An 18,790-nucleotide genomic window follows, 5' to 3' on the forward strand; every position below is an offset into this window, starting at 1 on the left:
TCCGCGCTCGCCTCGATGCGCTCCATGTCGTCGTCCGACAGGCCGAAATGGTGGCCGATCTCGTGGATGAGCACGTGGGTGATGATGTCGCCGAGCGTTTCCTCGTTCTCCGCCCAGTAATCGAGGATCGGGCGGCGGTAGAGGGTAATGCGGTTCGGCATCTCGCCGGTCTCGACGGTGAAGCGCTCGCTGATGCCGCGGCCCTCGAACAGGCCGAGCAGGTCGAAGGGCGTTTCGAGCGCCATGTCCTCGAAGACGTCGTCGCTCGGGAATTCGGCGATCTCGATGATGAGGTTGCCCGTCAGCGCGCGGAACTCTTCCGGCAGGTGACCATAGGACTCCAGCGCCAGCGATTCGAACGTGCTGATGGTCGGGGCATGGCGGTTGCGCCAATCCTCGGTCTGGTCAATGCGGGCCATGGGCTCTCCTTTGCCCGTCATATAGACGATTTCCAGGGTTTTTCGAGGGTACAATTGCAAAGCGCGCGGCTTCGGTCGCTGAAACCGGGCGGCTTGCACTCGATTCGGCCGCAGGGCCTTTCTGGATGTTTCGCCGGATTCAGAAATGCGCTCAGTGAAAACGGGGGTTTGCAACAATTCGTGATCGGTCAGTTTGACGCAGACGGAGGCCGCGCTGTCCACTGTCGTCGAACTGTAAGGTGCTGAAAAGACGATGATTCTAATCAAGATTAGAACGACTCTAAATTATTGAGTCAGCAAGCCTGACCTGTTCATTCTTGACACCCAATGTCCTCTTTTGCTTAATGCCGGAAATCCAGTGTTTAGCGTAAGACAGGCAAGACGAAATGCTCGTTTGCAGCTGCAATTTCATCACCGACACGGACATTGCCGACGTGGTCAACAGCCTCCTCGACGAGGACTGTTGGCAGCTGATCGTGCCTGCAAAGGTCTATCACGCGATGCAGAAGCGCGGCCGTTGCTGCGGCTGTTTCCCCAATGTCGTCGATATCATCATCCGCACCACCGAGCAGTATCACGCCCGCCGTGACTCGACGGGCGACGAGATATTTGATTTCATGACCCGCCTCAAACAATTCCATGAAGAAAACAGGAGAGCGGATCTTGAAAGGCGACAAAAGGGTCATCGAGCAGCTTAACGAAGCGCTCTATCTCGAGCTGGGTGCTGTTAACCAGTACTGGCTCCATTACCGCCTTCTCGAGGACTGGGGTTACACGCTTCTCGCCAAGAAGGAGCGTGCCGAGTCCATTGAAGAGATGCAGCACGCCGACAAGCTCGTCGCACGCATCATTTTCCTTGAAGGCCACCCGAACCTGCAGACGGTCGCACCGCTGCGCATCGGCCAGAACGTCAAGGAAGTCCTGGAAGCCGATCTCGCCGGCGAATACGATGCCCGCGCGGCCTACAAGAAGTCGCGTGACATCTGTCACGAGGCTGGCGACTACGTCACCATGAAGCTGTTCGAAGAACTGCTGATCGACGAAGAAGGCCATATCGACTTCCTCGAAACCCAGCTGGAGCTGCTCGGCAAGCTCGGAGAGGAAAAGTACGGCCAGCTCAACGCGGCCCCGGCCAACGAAGCCGAATAAGGGCCCGGCCCTTCGCGGCCAGCCATTCCGACTGATGAAAACCCCGGCTTGTCCGGGGTTTTTTCGTTTCCGGCCCCGTTTTTTGAGCCTGTTCCCCCGGTAACAGGGGGGCTCGCGCCGGTGCCGCGCGCCCCCCTGTCAGTTCCCGCGGGAACAGGGGCGTGACTTTTTTTGCACAATATAGCCGGCAAGAACGCATGCAGCCCGCAGCGTTCGACTGAACAGACGACGCCGGTCCCCGCCCGGAAAGATGCAAAAAATCGCAACTTGACGTTGCTCTTGGCCCTGCTTAGGCATTGTCCATCTGCGCGCCTGGTCAGGCATCTCTTCTCGGACCGCGATGCCTTCCGAGACGGCTTGGATGAGATCGTGGACGCCGGCGCATGTCCAGAAGGCTAGATCAGGAGACCTGAATGGGTACGGTAATAGGTACGGATGGCGTCGACAATCTGCTCGGCAGCGATCTCGAAGACGATTTCATCATGGCGCTCGGCGGCGCCGACAAGATCAACGGCGGCATGGGTAAAGACCAGATCATGGGCGGTGCCGGCGACGACACGGCCAATGGTTCCTTCCAGGACGACTTCCTCATGGGAGACGAGGGCAAGGACACGCTTTACGGCGACAGCGGCAACGACATGTTCGATGGCGGTGCGGGTGCCGACACGCTCTATGGCGGTTCAGGCCGTGACATGTTCATGCTCAACCGGCTGCAGACCGCGTCAGGCGACGTCGTCAACGGCGGTTCAGGCACCGACATTCTGAGCCTCAACTATTCCGATCAGGCAACCGGCCTCAACATAACGATCAAGGACTGGATTTCGCCGCAGGTGCTGACAGGCAATGTCACCGCGGTGCAGGTCGAGAGCTTCCAGATCACCGGCACGGATTTTGCCGACAAGATCACCGGCGGCAACTACACCGACATTCTGACGGGTGGTCTCGGCAATGACATCCTTTCCGGTGGCCGCGGCATGGACATACTGAGCGGCGACGCGGGCCAGGATACGCTACGGGGCGGCTACGGCCTGGATCTCATCGACGGTGGTGCAGATGACGATCTCATCTACGGCGACCAGGGCGAGGATATTCTCCAAGGTGGCGCCGGCAACGATACCGTTTATGGCGGCACCGGCATGGATTTCATCAATGGCGATGCCGGCAACGACAAGCTCTATGGCGATGCCGGTGACGATCTTATCGATGGTGGGGCCGGTAACGATACGATCAACGGCGGTTCCGGTAACGACACCGTGACCTATAAATATGGTGAGGGTAAAGACACCATCACCGATACGAGCGGCAGCGACCGCCTGGTGCTCGATGCCTTTACCGGCAACTTCACGGCCAAGGCGGCGACCGTCGTCAACACGATCGGCGGCGGCACGACCATTTCGGGCTTCGAACACTATACGGTTAACGCCACCGGAACCGGCGCCAACACGATCACGACGCTTGCCGGCAACGACGTCATCAATTCCGGGGCCGGCAACGATGTCGTCAATGCCGGCGACGGCAGCAACCGGGTCGATGCCGGTCTCGGCAGGGACAAGGTCACGACCGGCACGGGTGCCGACTATGTCAAGCTCGGTGACGGCGGTGCCGATACGGCCGATGGCGGCAAGGGTATCGACATGGTTTCCGTCGATCGCAAGACCGCGACGGCGGCCTTGACCTTCGAGGCCACCGGTGCCTCAGCCAAGATCAGCGACGGCACGGTGCTGAACAATTTCGAGACGATCGAGGTTGCCTTCGGTTCGGGCAACGATGTCGTCAAATCGGTGGGCTCGGCCAGCAGCGTGCGCTTCTATGGTTTTGCCGGCAATGACACGCTGATCGGCACGGCCGGCTCCGACGTGCTCGACGGCGGTGCCGGCAATGACAAGCTGACATCAGGAGCGGGCAATGACAGCCTGTACGATGCCGGCGGCACCAACACGATCAATGCCGGCGACGGCAACGACGTGGTGCGCGTCGGCGACCTGGGCTCGTCGATCGGCCACAACACGGTCGATCTCGGCGCGGGCAATGACAGCTTCTACCGCACGGCCTCCACCGGTAAGCTGACGCTCAACGGCGGCACGGGCACGGACTTTGCCTCCATCGATTTCAGCAAATATTCGTCGGGCATCACCTTCAAGGTGGCGCCGAGCGTCGTCGTCGCCGGCACGCCGGTTACGGTGAACAATATCGAGCGCGTCGCGCTTTACGGCGGGACGGGCAATGACGTCTTTACCGGCGGTGCGCTGAATGACGAGTTGCGCGGCGGTGCCGGCACCGACACGCTGACGGGCGGCGCGGGTAACGACATCCTCTCGGGTGATGCCGGCAACGACACCCTGCGCGGCGGCGACGGCAACGACACGCTCTATGGCGATGGCCTGAACAAGACCGGCGGCCGCGACAAGCTCTATGCCGAAGCGGGCAACGACACCGTCTATGCCGGCATCGGTGATGCCGCCGATGGCGGCATCGGTACCGACACCCTTGATCTCGATGTTGCCGAGCAGACGAAGGATATCAGCTTCAAGTTCACCACCGGCAAGGTGACTGTCGATGCCACGACCAGCTTCAACGCCTTCGAAACACTCGTCTATGACGGCTCAAAGGGCAAGGACACGGTCACCGGCGGTAGTCTCAATGACAAGCTATACGGCAATGCCGGCAATGACGTGCTGCATGGTGCCGACGGCCATGACTGGCTGGAAGACGGTGCCGGCGACGACCGGCTGTTCGGCGATGCCGGTCATGACACGCTCGTTCGCACCGCCTTCACCGGCAAGGACGTCTTCGACGGCGGTTCCGGCCAGGACACGCTGATGTTCAAGGACGGTCCGACCTCCGTCGTCCTCGATCTGGAAAACCAGGCGAAGAACAAGGGTCTGGCCCTCGGTCTCACCGTCAAGAATGTCGAGATTATCCACGGCAGCAGCGCCGACGACGATATCCGGGGCGATGCCGGCGCCAACACGCTCTATGGCGGCGGCGCCGACGACGTGCTGCAAGGCCGTGGCGGCGACGACATGCTCTCCGGTGGCGCGGGCGACGACTGGCTCACCGGCGGTTCCGGCAAGGATCTGTTCATCTTCAACCTCGAAGGCCGGGACGGCGAGGGTGATGTCATCACCGACTTCACCCGCGGTCAGGACAAGCTGATGATCGATCGCAGCGACTACGGCATCGCATCCGGTGACGCGGCCGTGACGCTGGTCGTCGGTGCCGATCCGGTGGCGACGTCGAGCAAGGGCACGTTCCTGTTCGAAAGCGACAATGGCCGCCTGTGGTTCGACGCCGATGGCAAGGGTTCGGACGCGGATCTCGAACTGGTTGCCACGCTGCAGGGCATCAAGACGCTCTCGACGAGCGACTTCGGCTTCCTCTGATCACGTCAGACCGAAGAGAACCCTCCCCGGCTCGCCCCGGGGAGGGTTTTTGCATTCAGGGCGCGAGATGCGCGAAGGCGGCGACGACCTCTTCATAGACCTTGCGCTTGAAGGGCACGATGAGTTCGGGCAGCTCGCGCATCGGCTTCCAGCCCCATTCGTCGAATTCCGGCTCGTGGCCGCCCGGTGGCGGGTTGATGGCGATCTCGCTTTCGGCCCCTTCGAAGCGGAAGGCGTACCAGCGCTGCGTCTGGCCGCGGAACTTGCCCTTGAGGCCGATGCCGATCAGGTGTTCCGGCAGGTCGTAATTGATCCAGCGCCCCGCGTCCGCGAGCAGCGAGACGCTCTTCATGCCGGTTTCCTCGTAGAGTTCGCGATAGGCGGCTTCCAGCGGATCTTCGCCCTTGTCGATGCCGCCCTGCGGCATCTGCCACAGCTGCGGCGAGCCGTCATATTCGGAATTGCCGATGGCGATGCGCCGGCCGGCCCAGACCTTGTTGTCCGCATTCAGCACCATGATGCCGACGCAGGGGCGGTAGGGCAGATCCTCGGCCCTGATCACCCTGTCTTTGTCCTTGCCCATCGAAAGGTCCTATTGTTTGGCGGGGATATCCGCGAGCGATGCGACGCCGACGATCTCGATGCCGCGGCCGCCTGCTTCCTCGCACCATTCGCGGATGGCGTCCACACTCTCGTCGAAGGCCGAGGCGATGCCGATGGCCGTGCCGTTGCGCCGCGCGATGCGTTCCAGCTCATCGAGCTTCTTCAGCACCGATTCGCGAGACAGGTCGGCATCGAGCTGGAGATCGGCGAAAGCATGTGACGCCTCGACGGCGCCGGCAATCGTGCCGGACAGCGACTGCGCCGAACTGCCGTCGTCGAGGAAGAGCAGGCCGCGGCTGGCGACATCGCGCATGACCGGTTCCAGGGCGTCCGCATCCGACAGGAAGCGCCCGCCCATGAAGTTCACGATGCCGGTATAGTTGGTGGTCTTCGCCATGGCGCGGTGCAGCTCGGCGAGGTTCTTGGCTTCGCTGAGATCGGTGCGCAGCGTGTGCGGACCGGGATCGTTCTCCGGGTAATCGAAGGGCTCGAAGGGCACCTGCAACAGGATTTCGTGGCCGTCGCGGCGGGCTTCCTGCATCCAGCGCGGCAGGCTGTTTCCGCTGGCCGCGAAGGCGAGCGTCACTTCACCCGGCAATTCCTTGATGGCGCGCTGCGTGCCCGTCTGGCTGAGGCCGAGGCCGCCGACGACGATGGCGATGCGCGTGCCGCGCGCACCCGACCAGGGCCGGGCGTATTGATCCATCGGCCGTGTGCCGTCGAGGCCGATCACGGGAATCTTGCCGTCCGACGTATCCTCCAGCAGGTCCTCGTTCGGGAAGGCGGCCGTGCGCGAATCCTGGCCGACGCCGCCGGCTTCGATGATCAGCGGGCCGGACCCTGTGCGCCCGCCGGGCTTGTAGGTACGCACGACATTGCCGTCATCTGTCAGCGTTTCCTCGACGCGTGCGCCTGATAGCCCTGACGTGCGGGGCACGCGTTCCCCGGCCACGGCAACCTTCTGGTCGGCCTTGGTGTCAGCGGTTTGGCTGCTATTGGCAGTTTCTTCTGCGGGTGCGGGCAGCGGCGTCGTGATGAGGCCGCTCGGCGCCATGGCCGTCCAGGAGGAAAAGCCGAGAAGGCCGGCGACGGTGAGGGCAAACATGACATTGCCGGCGGAGAACCGTGACGGTCCCGCCGGTTGCGGCCTTGCCTTGCGGTCCTGGCCGAGCGGTGCGTGAATGTCTGTGCCCAAGGTCAGTCCGCGCTGGCCGAAGCTGCATAGGACATCCGGGCCCGTGCGGTGACGGGCCCGGATGAGGGGATTAGTTCTTCAGCTCGGCCTTTTCCGGATTGGCCGGAAACGCCTTGTCGGTCTTCTGGCCGCGCAGCAGTTCCAGCGCGTACTGAAGCTGCACGTCGTCCTTGGCTTCCGGCGGCACATAGGCGGCCGAACCGGAGCCCTGATCCGTTTCGCTCTGGCCCTGGATATGGCCGCGCAGGCTGGATTCACCGGCGGTTTCCAGCTTGCCCTGCAGATCGGCCGGCAGCGGCTGTTCGACCGTGATGTCGGGCGTAATACCCGTGCCCTGGATCGATTTGCCCGACGGCGTGTAGTAGAGCGCGGTCGTCAGGCGAAGCGCACCGGCGTCACCCATCGGAATGATGGTCTGGACCGAACCCTTGCCGAAGGAACGCGTGCCGAGCACGGTGGCGCGACGCAGATCCTGCAGCGCGCCCGCGACGATCTCCGACGCCGAAGCCGAGCCGCCGTTGACGAGCACGATGACGGGCTTGCCGTCGGCATCGTCGCCTGGCGTCGCATTGAAGCGGCGGGTTTCGTCCTCGTTGCGGCCACGGGTCGAAACGACCTCGCCGCGCTCCAGGAAGGCGTCGGACACATTGATCGCCTGGTCGAGCAGACCGCCCGGATTGAGGCGCAGGTCGAGCACGTAGCCCTTCAGCTTGTCTTCCGGAACTTCCTTCTTGATCTTGGTGATCGCGGCTTCCAGGTCGTCATAGGTCTTCTCCGTGAAGGAGATGACGCGCAGATAACCGACATCGCCTTCCACGCGGGACTTCACGGCCCGGACGGCGATGATGTCGCGCATGATGGTGAGCTCGATCGGCTTGTCGGCGCCCTTGCGGATCAGCGTCAGCTTGATCGGCGTGTTGACGGCGCCGCGCATCTTCTCGACGGCTTCTTCCAGCTTCAGGCCGCGCACATCTGCGCCGTCGATCTTCGCGATGAAGTCGCCGGCCAGAACGCCCGCACGGGCGGCCGGCGTGTCGTCGATCGGGGTGATGACCTTGACGAGTTCGTCTTCCATCGTGACTTCGATGCCGAGGCCGCCGAATTCGCCGCGCGTCTGGGTACGCATGTCCTCGGCGTCCTTGGCATTCATATAGGACGAATGCGGGTCGAGCGAGGAGAGCATGCCGTTGATGGCGTTCTCGATCAGCTGGTCTTCCTTCGGTGGCGTCACGTACTGCGCGCGCACACGCTCGAACACGTCGCCGAAGATGGACAGCTCGCGATAGGTCGACGAGCCGGCGGCTTCGGCGGGCAACGTTGCCGTGTTGATGACGCTCATGGCCGTCGCACCCATGAGTGCACCGACGAGAACGAGTGAAGCCCTACGAATCATTGCGTGCCTTTCCAGAATATTTGGCGGACCACCACGGCTGGGAATCAACCGGTTTTCCGTTCTTTCGGAATTCAATGTAAAGTGTCGGCTTGTCTGTTTCCAGCGTCAAAGCATTGACACTCGCAACCCTTTTTTCACCCATCACGGCGAGCGGTTCACCCGCCACGACGAACTGACCCTCACGCACATTCACCTTGTCCATGCCCGAGAGCACCAGATGGTAGCCCTCCCCGGCATTCAGAATGATCATGCGTCCATAACTGCGAAACGTTCCGGCAAAGACGATCCATCCATCCGACGGTGCCGTGACGAGAGCGCCCGCATTGGTCGCCAGCGTCATACCCTGCGAATCATGGCCGGTACCGTCAGCGTCACCGAACCGGCGCAGCACGTCGCCGGCCACGGGATAGTCGAGTTTTGCCTGCAATTCCTGAAATTCGTATGCGGGAGCAATGCGGTTTTTGTCGGGCACGCTATCGCGGGCGAGCGCCCGCGCCTTCTCGCGCTCGGCGTCCGACTGGTTGCGCCGCGCCTCCTCCTGGGACTTGGCAAGCGCTGCGGCATCGCGCACCGAGCCGATCTCCTGCTCGAGGCTGCCGATCAGGCCCTCGAGGCTCGAGGCACGCGCCGCGAGCTCTTCGGCGCGGCGGCGCTCGGCGGCGAGCGTGCGGTTGTTGGTCGTGGCCAGCGCCTCGTTTTCGGCGATGAGCAGTTCCGAGCGCTTCTCCTCCTCGACGCGCTTTTGCATGGCGTCCGTCAGTTCGGTATGCTCGCGGTCGATGTCGCTCTTGATGTCCATCAGCGCGGAGAGATCGTCGATGAGCGCATCGGTCTCCTTGCGAATGCCGGGCACGACGGCGCCGAGCAGGATGGCGCTTCGCACCGAGGCGAGCGCATCATCGGGCGTCACGAGCAGCGCCGGCGGCGGGTTGCGGCCCATGCGCTGAAGCGCGGCGAGTACTTCGGCAAGCAGGCCGCGGCGATCGTGCAGCGAGGCGCGCACGCCCGCTTCCCGCTCGCGCATGCCTTCCAGGCGCTTTTCGCCGGCGAGAATCTTCTCTTCCATGTCCTTGCGCATCGCCGCGGATTTCACGATCTCGTCGCGCAGGGTCTGGCGAGACTTGTCCAGCTTGGCGATTTCGGCTTCCAGCGCCTTGGTCTTCTCGTCGGAGACCGTAATCGACTGGGACAGCGTTTCCAGTTCACGGCGCGTGCTGTCGCGGCGCAGCGACAGAGCGGCGGCGGGATCGACCTCGGCCTTCGGCAGGGAACCGGTCGTAACGGCGGCCTCGTTCGGCTCGGCGGCGATGGGATGGGGCAGGAGGGCAAGCGATAGCACAGCCGAAAGCAGCGCCGGCCGCAGCAGGCGGCTGACGTCTCCACCGGGAAAGGCTTTGCCGGTTTTCCTCATCGTTTCCCAAAATCTGTTCTGACCGCTCTAAGCTGATTTGGCGCTTTCGCCAAGAAATCCCGCAGCCTGAAGATCCCTTGGACAGAAGAGTGCCAAAAATACGGCCTCTGCCATCCTGGACCCCCGCTATTCTGAACCTGGGGGCTTGCGCGGCCATGGTGTCAGCTGCGGTGATAGGGATGGCCGGAGAGGATGGTGACGGCGCGATAAAGCTGCTCGGCGAGCAGGATGCGCACGAGCTGGTGCGGCCAGGTCATTTTACCAAGGCAGAGCGTCGCATCTGCTCGGTCGTAAAGGGCGGGGTCCAGCCCGTCGGCGCCGCCGATGGCGATCATCAATTCGCGTTTTCCCGCATCGCGGAAACCGCCGAGAAGATTGGCGAAACCGGGTGAATCGAGCGACTTGCCACGCTCGTCGAGCAGGATCAGCACGGCGCCGTCGGGCAGTGCCTTTTCCAGCATCGCCGCTTCCTCGCGCTTGCGCGTCTCGGCATTGCCGGCGCGGCTTTCGCCGACTTCGGCCATCTTGCCGAGTTCGAGGCCGATAGCGGGACCGGCCTTCACAAAACGGTCGATATAGCGGGCCGCAAGATCCTTCTCAGGGCCGGCCTTCAGCCGTCCAACCGCAAAAAGTCCAACCCGCATCGCCCGAAGCCCTGTCCGTTCGGGTGGCGCTTCAGCGGCGCCACCGTGTTTCCCCGCCGGACAGGAGCCCGGCGTGTTGTTTAGTGAACCGTACCGTCTTCCATCTCAGGAGCCGCCCACATCCTTTCGATGTTGTAGAACTCCCGAATCTCAGGCCGGAACACATGGACGATGATATCGCCCGTGTCGATGAGCACCCAGTCGCCGGCTTCAAGGCCTTCGACGCGGGCATTGCCCAGGCCTTCGTCCTTCATGTCGGAGATGAGGTGGTCGGCAATCGCCATGACGTGACGGTTCGAGCGTCCGGACACGACCACCATGTAGTCGCCCAGCGCCGATTTACCGGCAATGTTGATCGTGACGATATCTTCTGCCTTCGAGTCCTCGAGGCTAGCGAGGACCAGGTGAAGGGCACGGTCGGCGGCATCGTCGCTGCGGCCCGCGCTCCTGGAGAAAACGCCGATGACGTTTCCCTTTGCGTGCGCTGTTGTCAGGTTCGTTCCTTTCCGTAAAACAGGTCAAGCACGTCTCGTGCCGGTATATGTCGTCGCCGGCACCTACTAAATGTAGGCACCAATGGTTACCACTTTCAAGACGTCACTTCTGATGGATGGTTTTCTCTAGCGTTGTGCGTGTCCGCAGCGCCGTGGAGCTGAGAGGCGAGCGTGGCCCGTGGATGAAGGTCCAGGCGGGTGCGCGCCGGCCCGGCAGGCTCATCGCATCCTCCTCGTCGACGCGGGCATAGTCGAAGGTCTTGGCCATGCGCGAGGAGAGATAGGCGAGCGTCGAGCCCGGCCGATCGATAACGGCGATGGGGAAGGTGCAGGCGATCTTCTGCCAGTTCTGCCACTTATGGAAGGTTTTCAGATTGTCGGCGCCCATGATCCAGACGAAATTCACGCCGCGGTTCAGGGCCTGCACGCGTTCCAAGGTCTTGGCCGTATAGCTTTGGCCAAGCCGCTTTTCGAAGGCCGTCACTTTTACGCGGGGACTGGGAGCGATCTCTTCGCTGAGACGGATGCGCTCGGCAAGCGGCGCCAATTCCTTGTGGTCTTTCAGCGGGTTGCCCGGCGTCACCATCCACCAGAGCTGGTCGAGGCCAAGGCGGCGCAGGGCGGTTTCGGCAACCAGCGCATGACCCTGGTGCGGCGGGTTGAACGAGCCGCCGAACAGGCCGACCGACATGCCCTTTTCGACATGCGGCATCCTCAGATAACGCTCTGCAACCGCGTCCGCCGTCACCTCAGGGCCGCACCTGTCCGGTGCCGCGCACCCGGTATTTGAACGAGGTGAGCTGCTCGACGCCGACGGGGCCGCGCGCATGCATCTTGCCGGTCGCAATGCCGATCTCGCCGCCCATGCCGAACTCGCCGCCATCGGCGAACTGGGTGGAGGCATTGTGCACGAGGATGGCCGAATCGATCTCGCTGAAGAAGCGCTCGACCACATCGGGGTCTTCGGCGATCACCGCTTCCGTATGGGCGGAGGACCAGCGATTGATGTGTTCCACGGCGCCCGAAATGCCGTCGACCAGAGAGACGGAGATGATCGCGTCGAGATATTCCGTTGACCAGTCCTGTTCGCTTGCGGCGACAAGGCCGGGGATGCGGGCGCGAATCTCGTCCGTGGCGCGCACCTCGCAGCCGGCGGCGACGAGACCTTCGACGAGCGGGGTAAGATGCGTGTCGGCAACGGCGCGATCGATCAGCAACGTCTCAGCCGCGCCGCAGACGCCGGTGCGCCGCATCTTGGCGTTCACGACGATTCTCTTGGCCATGTCGAGGTCGGCCGACTTATCGACATAGATATGGCAGAGGCCTTCGAGATGGGCGAAGACCGGCACGCGCGCCTCGCTCTGCACGCGGGCGACAAGGCTTTTGCCGCCGCGCGGCACGATGACGTCGATCGATCCGTTGAGGCCGGACAGCATGGCGCCGACGGCGGCGCGGTCGGTGACCGGCACATACTGGATGGCGTGTTCCGGCAGGCCGGCGGTCTTGAGGCCGGCGGCGAGGCAGGAATGGATCGCCTGCGATGAATTCACGCTGTCGGAGCCGCCGCGCAGGATCACGGCATTGCCGGCCTTCAGGCACAGCGCGCCGGCATCCGCGGTCACATTGGGACGGCTTTCATAGATCACGCCGATGACGCCGAGCGGCGTGCGCACGCGCTCGATATGCAGGCCGTTCGGCCGATCCCATTCGGCGATGATATCGCCGACCGGGTCCTTGAGATCGGCGATGTCGCGGATCGCGGCGGCAATGCTGTCGATGCGCTCGGCGGTCAGCGTCAGCCGGTCGATGAAGGAGGTGGCGACGCCGCTTTCGCGGGCGTTGGCGAGGTCGATCGCATTGGCGTTGAGGATGGCGTCGCGGTTGGCGAAGATTTCGGCCGCCATGGCTTCGAGCGCGCGGTTCTTCTGCACGGCCGTGGCAATGGCCAATGGGCGGGCGGCGGCGCGGGCGTTGCGGCCGATCTTGGCCATCAGGGCGTCGATATCGGTCTTGACCTGATCAAGCATGGCTCACGTCCTTTCCCGCCTCCGCGGCCGATACGGCAAGGCCGGTCACCACGAGGTCGTCCCGGTGCACCATCGCGGCGCGGCCGGCATAGCCGAGGATTTCGGCGATATCGGCGGATTTCTTGCCGACGATCAGCCGCGCTTCGTCTGCATCGTAGCCGGCAAGGCCACGGGCGATCTCGCGGCCGTTCGTGCCGTAGATCGAAACCGTGTCGCCGCGCGAAAACGAGCCCCAGACACCGCGCACGCCGGCAGGCAGCAGGCTTTTGCCGGCGCTGAGCGCCGTTTCGGCACCGGCATCGATCTCCAGCCGGCCAGCCGGCTGCAACTGCCCGGCAATCCAGGTTTTGCGTGCCGTGACCGGCGAACCCGAAGGCGCAAACCACGAGGAACGCGCGCCCTCTTCTATGGACCGCAGGGGATGATCGACCTTACCCGACGCGATGATCATGGCGCAGCCCGCGCCGGTCGCGATCTTGCCGGCATCGATCTTGGTGCGCATGCCGCCGCGCGACAGTTCCGACGCCGCCCCGCCCGCCATCGCCTCGATCTCGGGCGTGATGGCATCGATGGTTTCGAGGAAACGGGCCTCGGGATCTAGATGCGGCGGCGCCGTATAGAGACCGTCGATATCCGACAGTAGAACGAGCAGGTCGGCACCGGTCATCGTCGCGACGCGGGCAGCGAGGCGATCATTGTCGCCATAGCGGATTTCCGTCGTGGCGACGGTGTCGTTCTCGTTGATGATCGGCACGGAGCCGAGCTTCAGAAGCTGGTTGATCGTCGCACGCGCATTGAGATAGCGGCGGCGCTCTTCCGTATCGCCGAGGGTCAGCAGAATCTGGCCGGCGACGATACCGTCGGAAGACAGGCTCTCCGACCAGGCGCGCGCCAGCGCGATCTGGCCGACGGCGGCCGCGGCCTGGCTTTCTTCCAGCTTCAAGGCGCCCGAGGGCACCTTCAGCACGGAGCGGCCGAGCGCAATGGCGCCGGAGGAGACGACGAGCACATCCGTGCCGCCGGCCTTCAGCGCCGCGATGTCCTTGCACATCGCATCGAGCCAGGCCTTCTTCAGGCCCGTAGCCCGGTCCACGAGCAGGGCCGAGCCGATCTTGATCACAATCCGGCGGTGTTTTCCGAGCGGTTTGCGGTTCTTCGTCATCTCAGTCGTCGGATCCGGCATTCTTCGATTGAACGATGATGTCGCGCACGGCGCGCAGCGCGCCGATCATGCCGACATTGGCGACGGCGGAAAGCTGCAGCACCGGCTGGCCGCAGGCCTTTTGCAGCGCCTTGGTCTTCTTCTTCAGCTCGTCTTCATCGAGAAGGTCGATCTGCGACAGCGCCACGATCTCCGGCTTGTCGGTGATGCCGCCGCCATAGGCTTCCAGCTCGTGTTTGACCGTCTTGTAGGCCTTGCCGACATCCTCTTCCTGCGCGGAGACGAGGTGCAGCAGCACGCGCGTGCGCTCGACATGGCCGAGGAAGCGGTCGCCGAGACCGACGCCGTCATGTGCGCCCTCGATGAGGCCAGGAATATCGGCGAAGATGAATTCGCTGCCGTCGATCGTCGCCACGCCGAGGTTCGGGTGCAGCGTCGTGAACGGATAGTTGGCGATCTTCGGCCGGGCGCGGGTGCAGGTGGCAAGGAAGGTCGATTTGCCGGCATTCGGCAGGCCGACGAGGCCGGCATCGGCGATCAGCTTCAGCCGCAGCCAGATGGTCTTCTCGTCCCCTTCGAGGCCCGGATTGGCCCAGTTCGGCGCCTGGTTGGTGGCGGACTTGAAATGCGAGTTGCCGAAGCCGCCATTGCCGCCGGCGGCGAGCTTGAAGCGCTGCCCCTCGGCCACCATGTCGATGATCAGCGTCTCGTTGTCTTCCTCGAAGATCTGCGTGCCGACGGGCACCTTCAGCGTCACGGATGCACCATTGGCGCCCGTGCGGTTGCGGCCCATGCCATGCGTTCCGGTCGAGGCCTTGAAATGCTGCTGGAAGCGGAAGTCGATCAGCGTGTTGAGACCGTTGACGGCCTCCACCCACACATCGCCGCCGCGTCCGCCGTCGCCGCCGTCGGGTCCGCCGAATTCGACGAATTTTTCACGGCGGAACGAGACAGCCCCTGCCCCGCCGTCGCCGGACCGGATATAGACTTTTGCTTCGTCCAGGAACTTCATCGGCTCGCCGTTCGCTTTATTCTGTTCAACATGCTCATTTTGCCGTCTTCGATATAGCCGCTTCCCGCAGAGGTCAAAGACTATCGTGAAATTCGTCAGCTATAACATCCAGTACGGCATCGGTCTCGATGATCGCCTCGACCTGCCGCGCATCGTCTCCTCGATCCATGGCGCCGATATCATCGCCTTGCAGGAGGTGACCCGCAACTTCCACCTCAATGGCGGCATCGACATGGTCGCTGAATTGCAGACCCTGCTTGCCAACCACTATTCCGCCTTCTGGCCGGCCTGCGATCTCGATGCCGGTTCGGCGATCGAGAAAGGCCGCGTGGTCAACCGCCGCTTCCAGTTCGGCAACATGATCTTTTCCCGCTGGCCGATCCTCTCGACCCGTCTCATTTCACTTCCCCGCACCCGCACGCTCGACAAGCTGAACCTCCAGCGCGGCGCCACCGAAGCGGTGATCGCCACGCCCGGCGGCCCGCTCAGGGTCTATTCCGTGCATCTCGACCATGTCCACCGCGACGAGCGCATCGCGCAGATCCGCTATCTCAAGGACCGCGCGCAACTCTACAGCTTCGAGGGCGGCGCGATTTCCGGTGCCCATGAATTCGGCCTGCCCGAACCGCCGGTGCCGGAAGACTATGTCCTGATGGGCGACTTCAACATGGTGCCGGAATCGCCGGAATATTGCGAGATGGTCGGCGATGTCGACGCGCTCTACGGCCGCCAGATCCGCGCCACCAATCCCGTCGATGCGCTGGCCGGTCTCGGCAAGCGCCATGCGGCAAGCTTCAGCTGGATCAACCCGAAGGATCATGCCGACCGCATGTTCCTCGACTATTGTTTTCTCAGCCACGGCCTCGTGGAGCGCCTGACGGATGCTTGGGTGGACGAGACCGCCTTTGGCTCCGACCACATGCCCGTCTGGTTCGAGCTGTCGTAAACCGGGGCGGATCTCTCCGCCCCGATCCTATTTTATCGCCGTGGGAAGGCCGGGCGAAAATCACCCGGCGCCAACAGCGTTTCGATATGCGGCACCATCGCGCCGCGGGCGGTGCTGAACACGTCGCTGCAGCCCGTGACGCGGAAGCCTGCCTTTTCCTGCACCTTGAGCGAGGCGAGGTTGTCGGCGAAGACGCCGGAATGGATTTCCGTGCCCGGCATGCGCATCAGAAACCGCGCGATGGCCGCATGCACCGCCTCGCTCATATAGCCGCGCCGCCAGTAGAAGCGGTTCAGCCAGTAGCCGATTTCCCAGCCGATTTCCCGCTTTTCGAAGGACAGGCAGCCGATATGCACGTCGTCACCAGCGGTGATGGCGAAGGCCCAGCCCTCGTTGAGATCGGTGGTCATGACCGAAAGCCATTCGGTGGCATCCTGCCGGTCATAGGGGGCGGGAACGCGCGCCAGCATGCGCGAGACTTGGAAGTCGGACAGCGACTGGGCGATGGCGTCCGCATCCGACATGCGGTGCGGACGCAGCGTCAGGCGGGCCGTCGTGATGGTCGGGCAGGGGCCGGGACCGGCAATGCGGGTCCGGTCCGTTGGGGTCTGCATGGCGTTCATCGCAGGCCTCCCCAGCTCTTCAGCGAGACCCAGGTCTTGCGATCCAGCCTGTACCATTCCACGGGCACCATGCCGCCGACGGCAAGGCTCTGCACCATGCCTGTCGCCTGGAACTGGAAGCCGCACTTCTGGATGACCCGCCGCGAGGGGATGTTCATGACCCTGCACCGGGCATCGATCTGGTCGACGTCACGGGTGCGGAAAACCATGTCGATCAGCGCATGGGCCGCTTCCGTGACATAGCCCTGGTTCCAGTAGGGTTCGCCCAGCCAGTAGCCGAGCTCGACGGTGCGTCCGTCCTCGTGCGGTTCGATGCCGCAGCAACCGAGGAAGGCGCCGTTGTCGGCTTTCGTGATGGCATAGACGCACTTGCCAATCGCGCCGGCGCGTGTGCGTCGCACGAAATCAGCGGCATCCGCAACCGTATAGGGGTGCGGCATGCGGGCGACCATGTTGGCGATATTGGCGTTGTTGGCGAGATGGGCAAGGGCGTCGATGTCGTCTTCGTGCGGGGCTCTCATGACGAGCCGCGGCGACAGTAAGATCGGGCAATCGGTCCTCGACCGGTCAGGCCTCAGCCTTTCCTGGGGAGACCGTGATTGGTCTTCCCGCAACAACTCGGTTTGCATGTTCAGTCCTCCAGAACGAAAAAGGGAGATAAGGTCTTGCCTCATCTCCCTTTTTCTTCTTCAGGCCTGAAACCTGTAGCGCCAGCCGGGTCGATGAGACGCCGGCTGTTTTAGAGCGCTACCGGCTTATTCCGCTGCTTCCGCTTTCGGGGCGACAGACACGTAAACGCGACCGTTGGCCTTCGTACGGAAATTCACATTGCCAGCTGTCAGAGCGAAGATCGTGTGATCCTTGCCGAGGCCGACATTGGCACCGGGATGCCACTGCGTGCCGCGCTGGCGGACGATAATGTTGCCTGCGAGGACGGCTTCGCCGCCGAACTTCTTCACGCCGAGGCGCTTGGACTGGGAATCGCGACCGTTGCGCGAGGAGCCGCCAGCTTTTTTGTGTGCCATGGGAGTTCTCCTTTACCTGTCCGGATTATTCGGCTGCGGCTTCGGCGGCGTCAGACTTCTTGGAAGCCTTCTTGGCCTTGCCGGCGCCGGCGATGTCGATGATGCGGACAGTCGTGTTGTGCTGACGATGACCGCGCGAACGCTTCGAGTTCTGGCGACGGCGCTTCTTGAAGGCGATAACCTTCTTGGCGCGGCCATGCTCGACGACTTCTGCGGTGACGACGGCGCCTTCGACGAAGGGCGCGCCGATCGTTGCATCGGCGCCAACGCCGACCATCAACACTTCGGTGAATTCGATCTTCGCACCAGCGTCGCCCGACAGCTTTTCAATCGTCAGAACGTCGTTGGCGGCCACGCGGTACTGCTTACCGCCGGTCTTGATGACTGCGAACATTTTATATCCTTTCATGTTCGTGCCGGCTCTTTGTCCCAAAGGGCAAGGCCGTCTTTTTATCAGTCGCGGGAATGACGATGCATTAGCGCATCGCCGGCTCGGGGAGGGTTCAGGCAGGCGGCCCTTGAAATCCAAGGCCGAAAGCGCAAAGAACCTCCGTAGCGGCACAAGTGAGACCTATGCCACTGCACCTTGCGCAATAGGTGAGCCGCCGGAAACTGTCAAGGGATTTCCCGTCACCATGACAAAGAGATGAATTTTCTCAGGCCCCGCCCCCTTGCGCCCCCGCCCGACACCCGCTATGTACCGCCCCGCGTCGCAAGGCGCCGACCAGCGAAGCGGAGAGGTGGCTGAGTGGTCGAAAGCACCGCACTCGAAATGCGGCATACGGGCAACCGTATCGTGGGTTCGAATCCCACCCTCTCCGCCATTTGATCCTTGGGCCCTAAGTTTTTTCCTACTTGATCGCCGCTGACAGTCCTAATCTTTTTATGGTTAGTTTCAGCAAGGGCCACACCAGCGGCGCGCTCAGCGTCGTTGCAACGTGATCCCGCTTCGGAAAAATGCACGACGTGGAGAACGCTATGGACGAGGACGAAATCATCGCGACTTTTATGAGCCAAGAGAACATTGGGCTCGCGGCTGATCACCAGGACTATGCTGGAGATCTTGTTGAGGATTGGAACATCGATCCTGCGGAATGGATCGAAGAGAACTTCGCTGATGTGGATCCGGCTATAGCTCAGCGCGCAGCTGACCGGATCAATGAAAGTGGTCCTTGGGTCTATTTGGGCCGCTTTGAATAGATCTTGGCCTTCCGGTCAGTCGTCCCTCGGGGAGCGTGCTTGATAGGAGGCAGTTGTGGTGCTATCGACGAGTTGCAGCAGTAGCTCAGCAAGGTCAGAGCGCG

At 62.9% G+C, this 18,790-nt stretch carries 20 protein-coding genes and 1 tRNA gene; 6 read left to right on the top strand and 15 right to left on the bottom strand.

Annotation, left to right across the window (positions count from 1 at the left end):
• Positions 1 to 419: metallopeptidase family protein (locus ACOZK4_RS01580; protein WP_421590031.1), on the bottom strand; the 419-nt coding region annotated here is incomplete at its 3' end.
• 386 nt (positions 420 to 805) lie between these two features.
• Here ACOZK4_RS01580 and ACOZK4_RS01585 point away from each other — a divergent pair.
• From ACOZK4_RS01585 to ACOZK4_RS01595, 3 genes are all read left to right on the top strand, one after another.
• Entirely contained in the window at positions 806 to 1,117 is a 312-nt protein-coding gene (locus tag ACOZK4_RS01585; protein WP_313524097.1) for a (2Fe-2S)-binding protein, read from the top strand.
• Positions 1,083 to 1,568: a bacterioferritin gene (gene bfr, locus ACOZK4_RS01590; protein ID WP_421590032.1), complete on the top strand. Its 486-nt coding sequence runs from the start codon at positions 1,083 to 1,085 to the stop codon at positions 1,566 to 1,568. Before ACOZK4_RS01585 ends, bfr begins: the two co-directional genes overlap by 35 nt.
• A 413-nt stretch (positions 1,569 to 1,981) precedes the next feature.
• Positions 1,982 to 4,951: a calcium-binding protein gene (locus ACOZK4_RS01595; RefSeq protein ID WP_421590033.1), complete on the top strand. Its 2,970-nt coding sequence runs from the start codon at positions 1,982 to 1,984 to the stop codon at positions 4,949 to 4,951.
• A 55-nt stretch (positions 4,952 to 5,006) separates the two neighbouring features.
• On the opposite strand, the gene ACOZK4_RS01600 is transcribed toward ACOZK4_RS01595, so the two are convergent.
• The 10 genes from ACOZK4_RS01600 to obgE form a co-directional block, all read right to left on the bottom strand.
• A complete protein-coding gene (locus ACOZK4_RS01600; protein WP_421590035.1) occupies positions 5,007 to 5,534 on the bottom strand; it encodes an RNA pyrophosphohydrolase in 528 nt (175 codons plus the stop codon).
• Between the two features lie 9 nt (positions 5,535 to 5,543).
• A complete protein-coding gene (locus tag ACOZK4_RS01605; RefSeq protein WP_421590036.1) occupies positions 5,544 to 6,749 on the bottom strand; it encodes a divergent polysaccharide deacetylase family protein in 1,206 nt (401 codons plus the stop codon).
• A 70-nt stretch (positions 6,750 to 6,819) separates the two neighbouring features.
• The gene (locus ACOZK4_RS01610; protein ID WP_313524109.1) at positions 6,820 to 8,142 is read right to left on the bottom strand and encodes a S41 family peptidase; all 1,323 of its coding nucleotides are present in this window, start codon (positions 8,140 to 8,142) and stop codon (positions 6,820 to 6,822) included.
• Positions 8,132 to 9,508 (bottom strand): murein hydrolase activator EnvC family protein, encoded by a 1,377-nt coding sequence (locus ACOZK4_RS01615; protein WP_421590169.1) that lies wholly within the window; start codon positions 9,506 to 9,508, stop codon positions 8,132 to 8,134. The genes ACOZK4_RS01610 and ACOZK4_RS01615 overlap by 11 nt, the downstream gene beginning before the upstream one ends.
• 206 nt (positions 9,509 to 9,714) lie before the next feature.
• The gene (gene rlmH, locus ACOZK4_RS01620) at positions 9,715 to 10,197 is read right to left on the bottom strand and encodes a 23S rRNA (pseudouridine(1915)-N(3))-methyltransferase RlmH (protein ID WP_421590038.1); all 483 of its coding nucleotides are present in this window, start codon (positions 10,195 to 10,197) and stop codon (positions 9,715 to 9,717) included.
• Between the two features lie 80 nt (positions 10,198 to 10,277).
• Positions 10,278 to 10,691: a ribosome silencing factor gene (rsfS, locus tag ACOZK4_RS01625; RefSeq protein WP_117371367.1), complete on the bottom strand. Its 414-nt coding sequence runs from the start codon at positions 10,689 to 10,691 to the stop codon at positions 10,278 to 10,280.
• 103 nt (positions 10,692 to 10,794) lie between these two features.
• Entirely contained in the window at positions 10,795 to 11,403 is a 609-nt protein-coding gene (locus tag ACOZK4_RS01630) for a nicotinate-nucleotide adenylyltransferase (RefSeq protein WP_421590171.1), read from the bottom strand.
• A 37-nt stretch (positions 11,404 to 11,440) separates the two neighbouring features.
• Positions 11,441 to 12,718 carry a glutamate-5-semialdehyde dehydrogenase gene (locus tag ACOZK4_RS01635; protein ID WP_421590040.1) on the bottom strand — a complete coding sequence of 426 codons (1,278 nt, stop codon included), beginning with the start codon at positions 12,716 to 12,718 and terminating at the stop codon, positions 11,441 to 11,443.
• Entirely contained in the window at positions 12,711 to 13,880 is a 1,170-nt protein-coding gene (gene proB, locus ACOZK4_RS01640; protein ID WP_421590041.1) for a glutamate 5-kinase, read from the bottom strand. Before proB ends, ACOZK4_RS01635 begins: the two co-directional genes overlap by 8 nt.
• A 1-nt stretch (position 13,881) precedes the next feature.
• The gene (obgE, locus tag ACOZK4_RS01645; RefSeq protein ID WP_421590042.1) at positions 13,882 to 14,892 is read right to left on the bottom strand and encodes a GTPase ObgE; all 1,011 of its coding nucleotides are present in this window, start codon (positions 14,890 to 14,892) and stop codon (positions 13,882 to 13,884) included.
• A gap of 85 nt (positions 14,893 to 14,977) precedes the next feature.
• On the opposite strand from obgE, the gene ACOZK4_RS01650 reads away from it, so the two are divergent.
• Positions 14,978 to 15,838, top strand: coding sequence for an endonuclease/exonuclease/phosphatase family protein (locus ACOZK4_RS01650; protein ID WP_421590043.1), 861 nt, complete (start codon positions 14,978 to 14,980; stop codon positions 15,836 to 15,838).
• A 32-nt stretch (positions 15,839 to 15,870) separates the two neighbouring features.
• Here ACOZK4_RS01650 and ACOZK4_RS01655 read toward each other — a convergent pair whose 3' ends face one another.
• The 4 genes from ACOZK4_RS01655 to rplU form a co-directional block, all read right to left on the bottom strand.
• Entirely contained in the window at positions 15,871 to 16,461 is a 591-nt protein-coding gene (locus tag ACOZK4_RS01655) for a GNAT family N-acetyltransferase (protein ID WP_421590044.1), read from the bottom strand.
• Complete coding sequence (locus ACOZK4_RS01660) at positions 16,458 to 17,090, bottom strand: GNAT family N-acetyltransferase (protein WP_421590045.1); 633 nt, start codon at positions 17,088 to 17,090, stop codon at positions 16,458 to 16,460. Before ACOZK4_RS01660 ends, ACOZK4_RS01655 begins: the two co-directional genes overlap by 4 nt.
• Positions 17,091 to 17,216: 126 nt before the next feature.
• Positions 17,217 to 17,486: a 50S ribosomal protein L27 gene (gene rpmA, locus ACOZK4_RS01665; protein WP_023515222.1), complete on the bottom strand. Its 270-nt coding sequence runs from the start codon at positions 17,484 to 17,486 to the stop codon at positions 17,217 to 17,219.
• Positions 17,487 to 17,511: 25 nt separating this feature from the next.
• Positions 17,512 to 17,880, bottom strand: a complete 369-nt coding sequence (gene rplU / locus ACOZK4_RS01670; RefSeq protein WP_050745338.1) for a 50S ribosomal protein L21 — start codon at positions 17,878 to 17,880, stop codon at positions 17,512 to 17,514.
• 340 nt (positions 17,881 to 18,220) lie between these two features.
• Here rplU and ACOZK4_RS01675 point away from each other — a divergent pair.
• Positions 18,221 to 18,310 (top strand) — tRNA-Ser (locus tag ACOZK4_RS01675).
• 154 nt (positions 18,311 to 18,464) lie between these two features.
• Positions 18,465 to 18,686, top strand: coding sequence for a hypothetical protein (locus tag ACOZK4_RS01680; protein WP_421590046.1), 222 nt, complete (start codon positions 18,465 to 18,467; stop codon positions 18,684 to 18,686).
• The last annotated feature ends 104 nt before the right edge of the window (positions 18,687 to 18,790 follow it).

This window comes from Shinella sp. M27, from assembly GCF_049199905.1.
GTDB lineage: Bacteria > Pseudomonadota > Alphaproteobacteria > Rhizobiales > Rhizobiaceae > Shinella.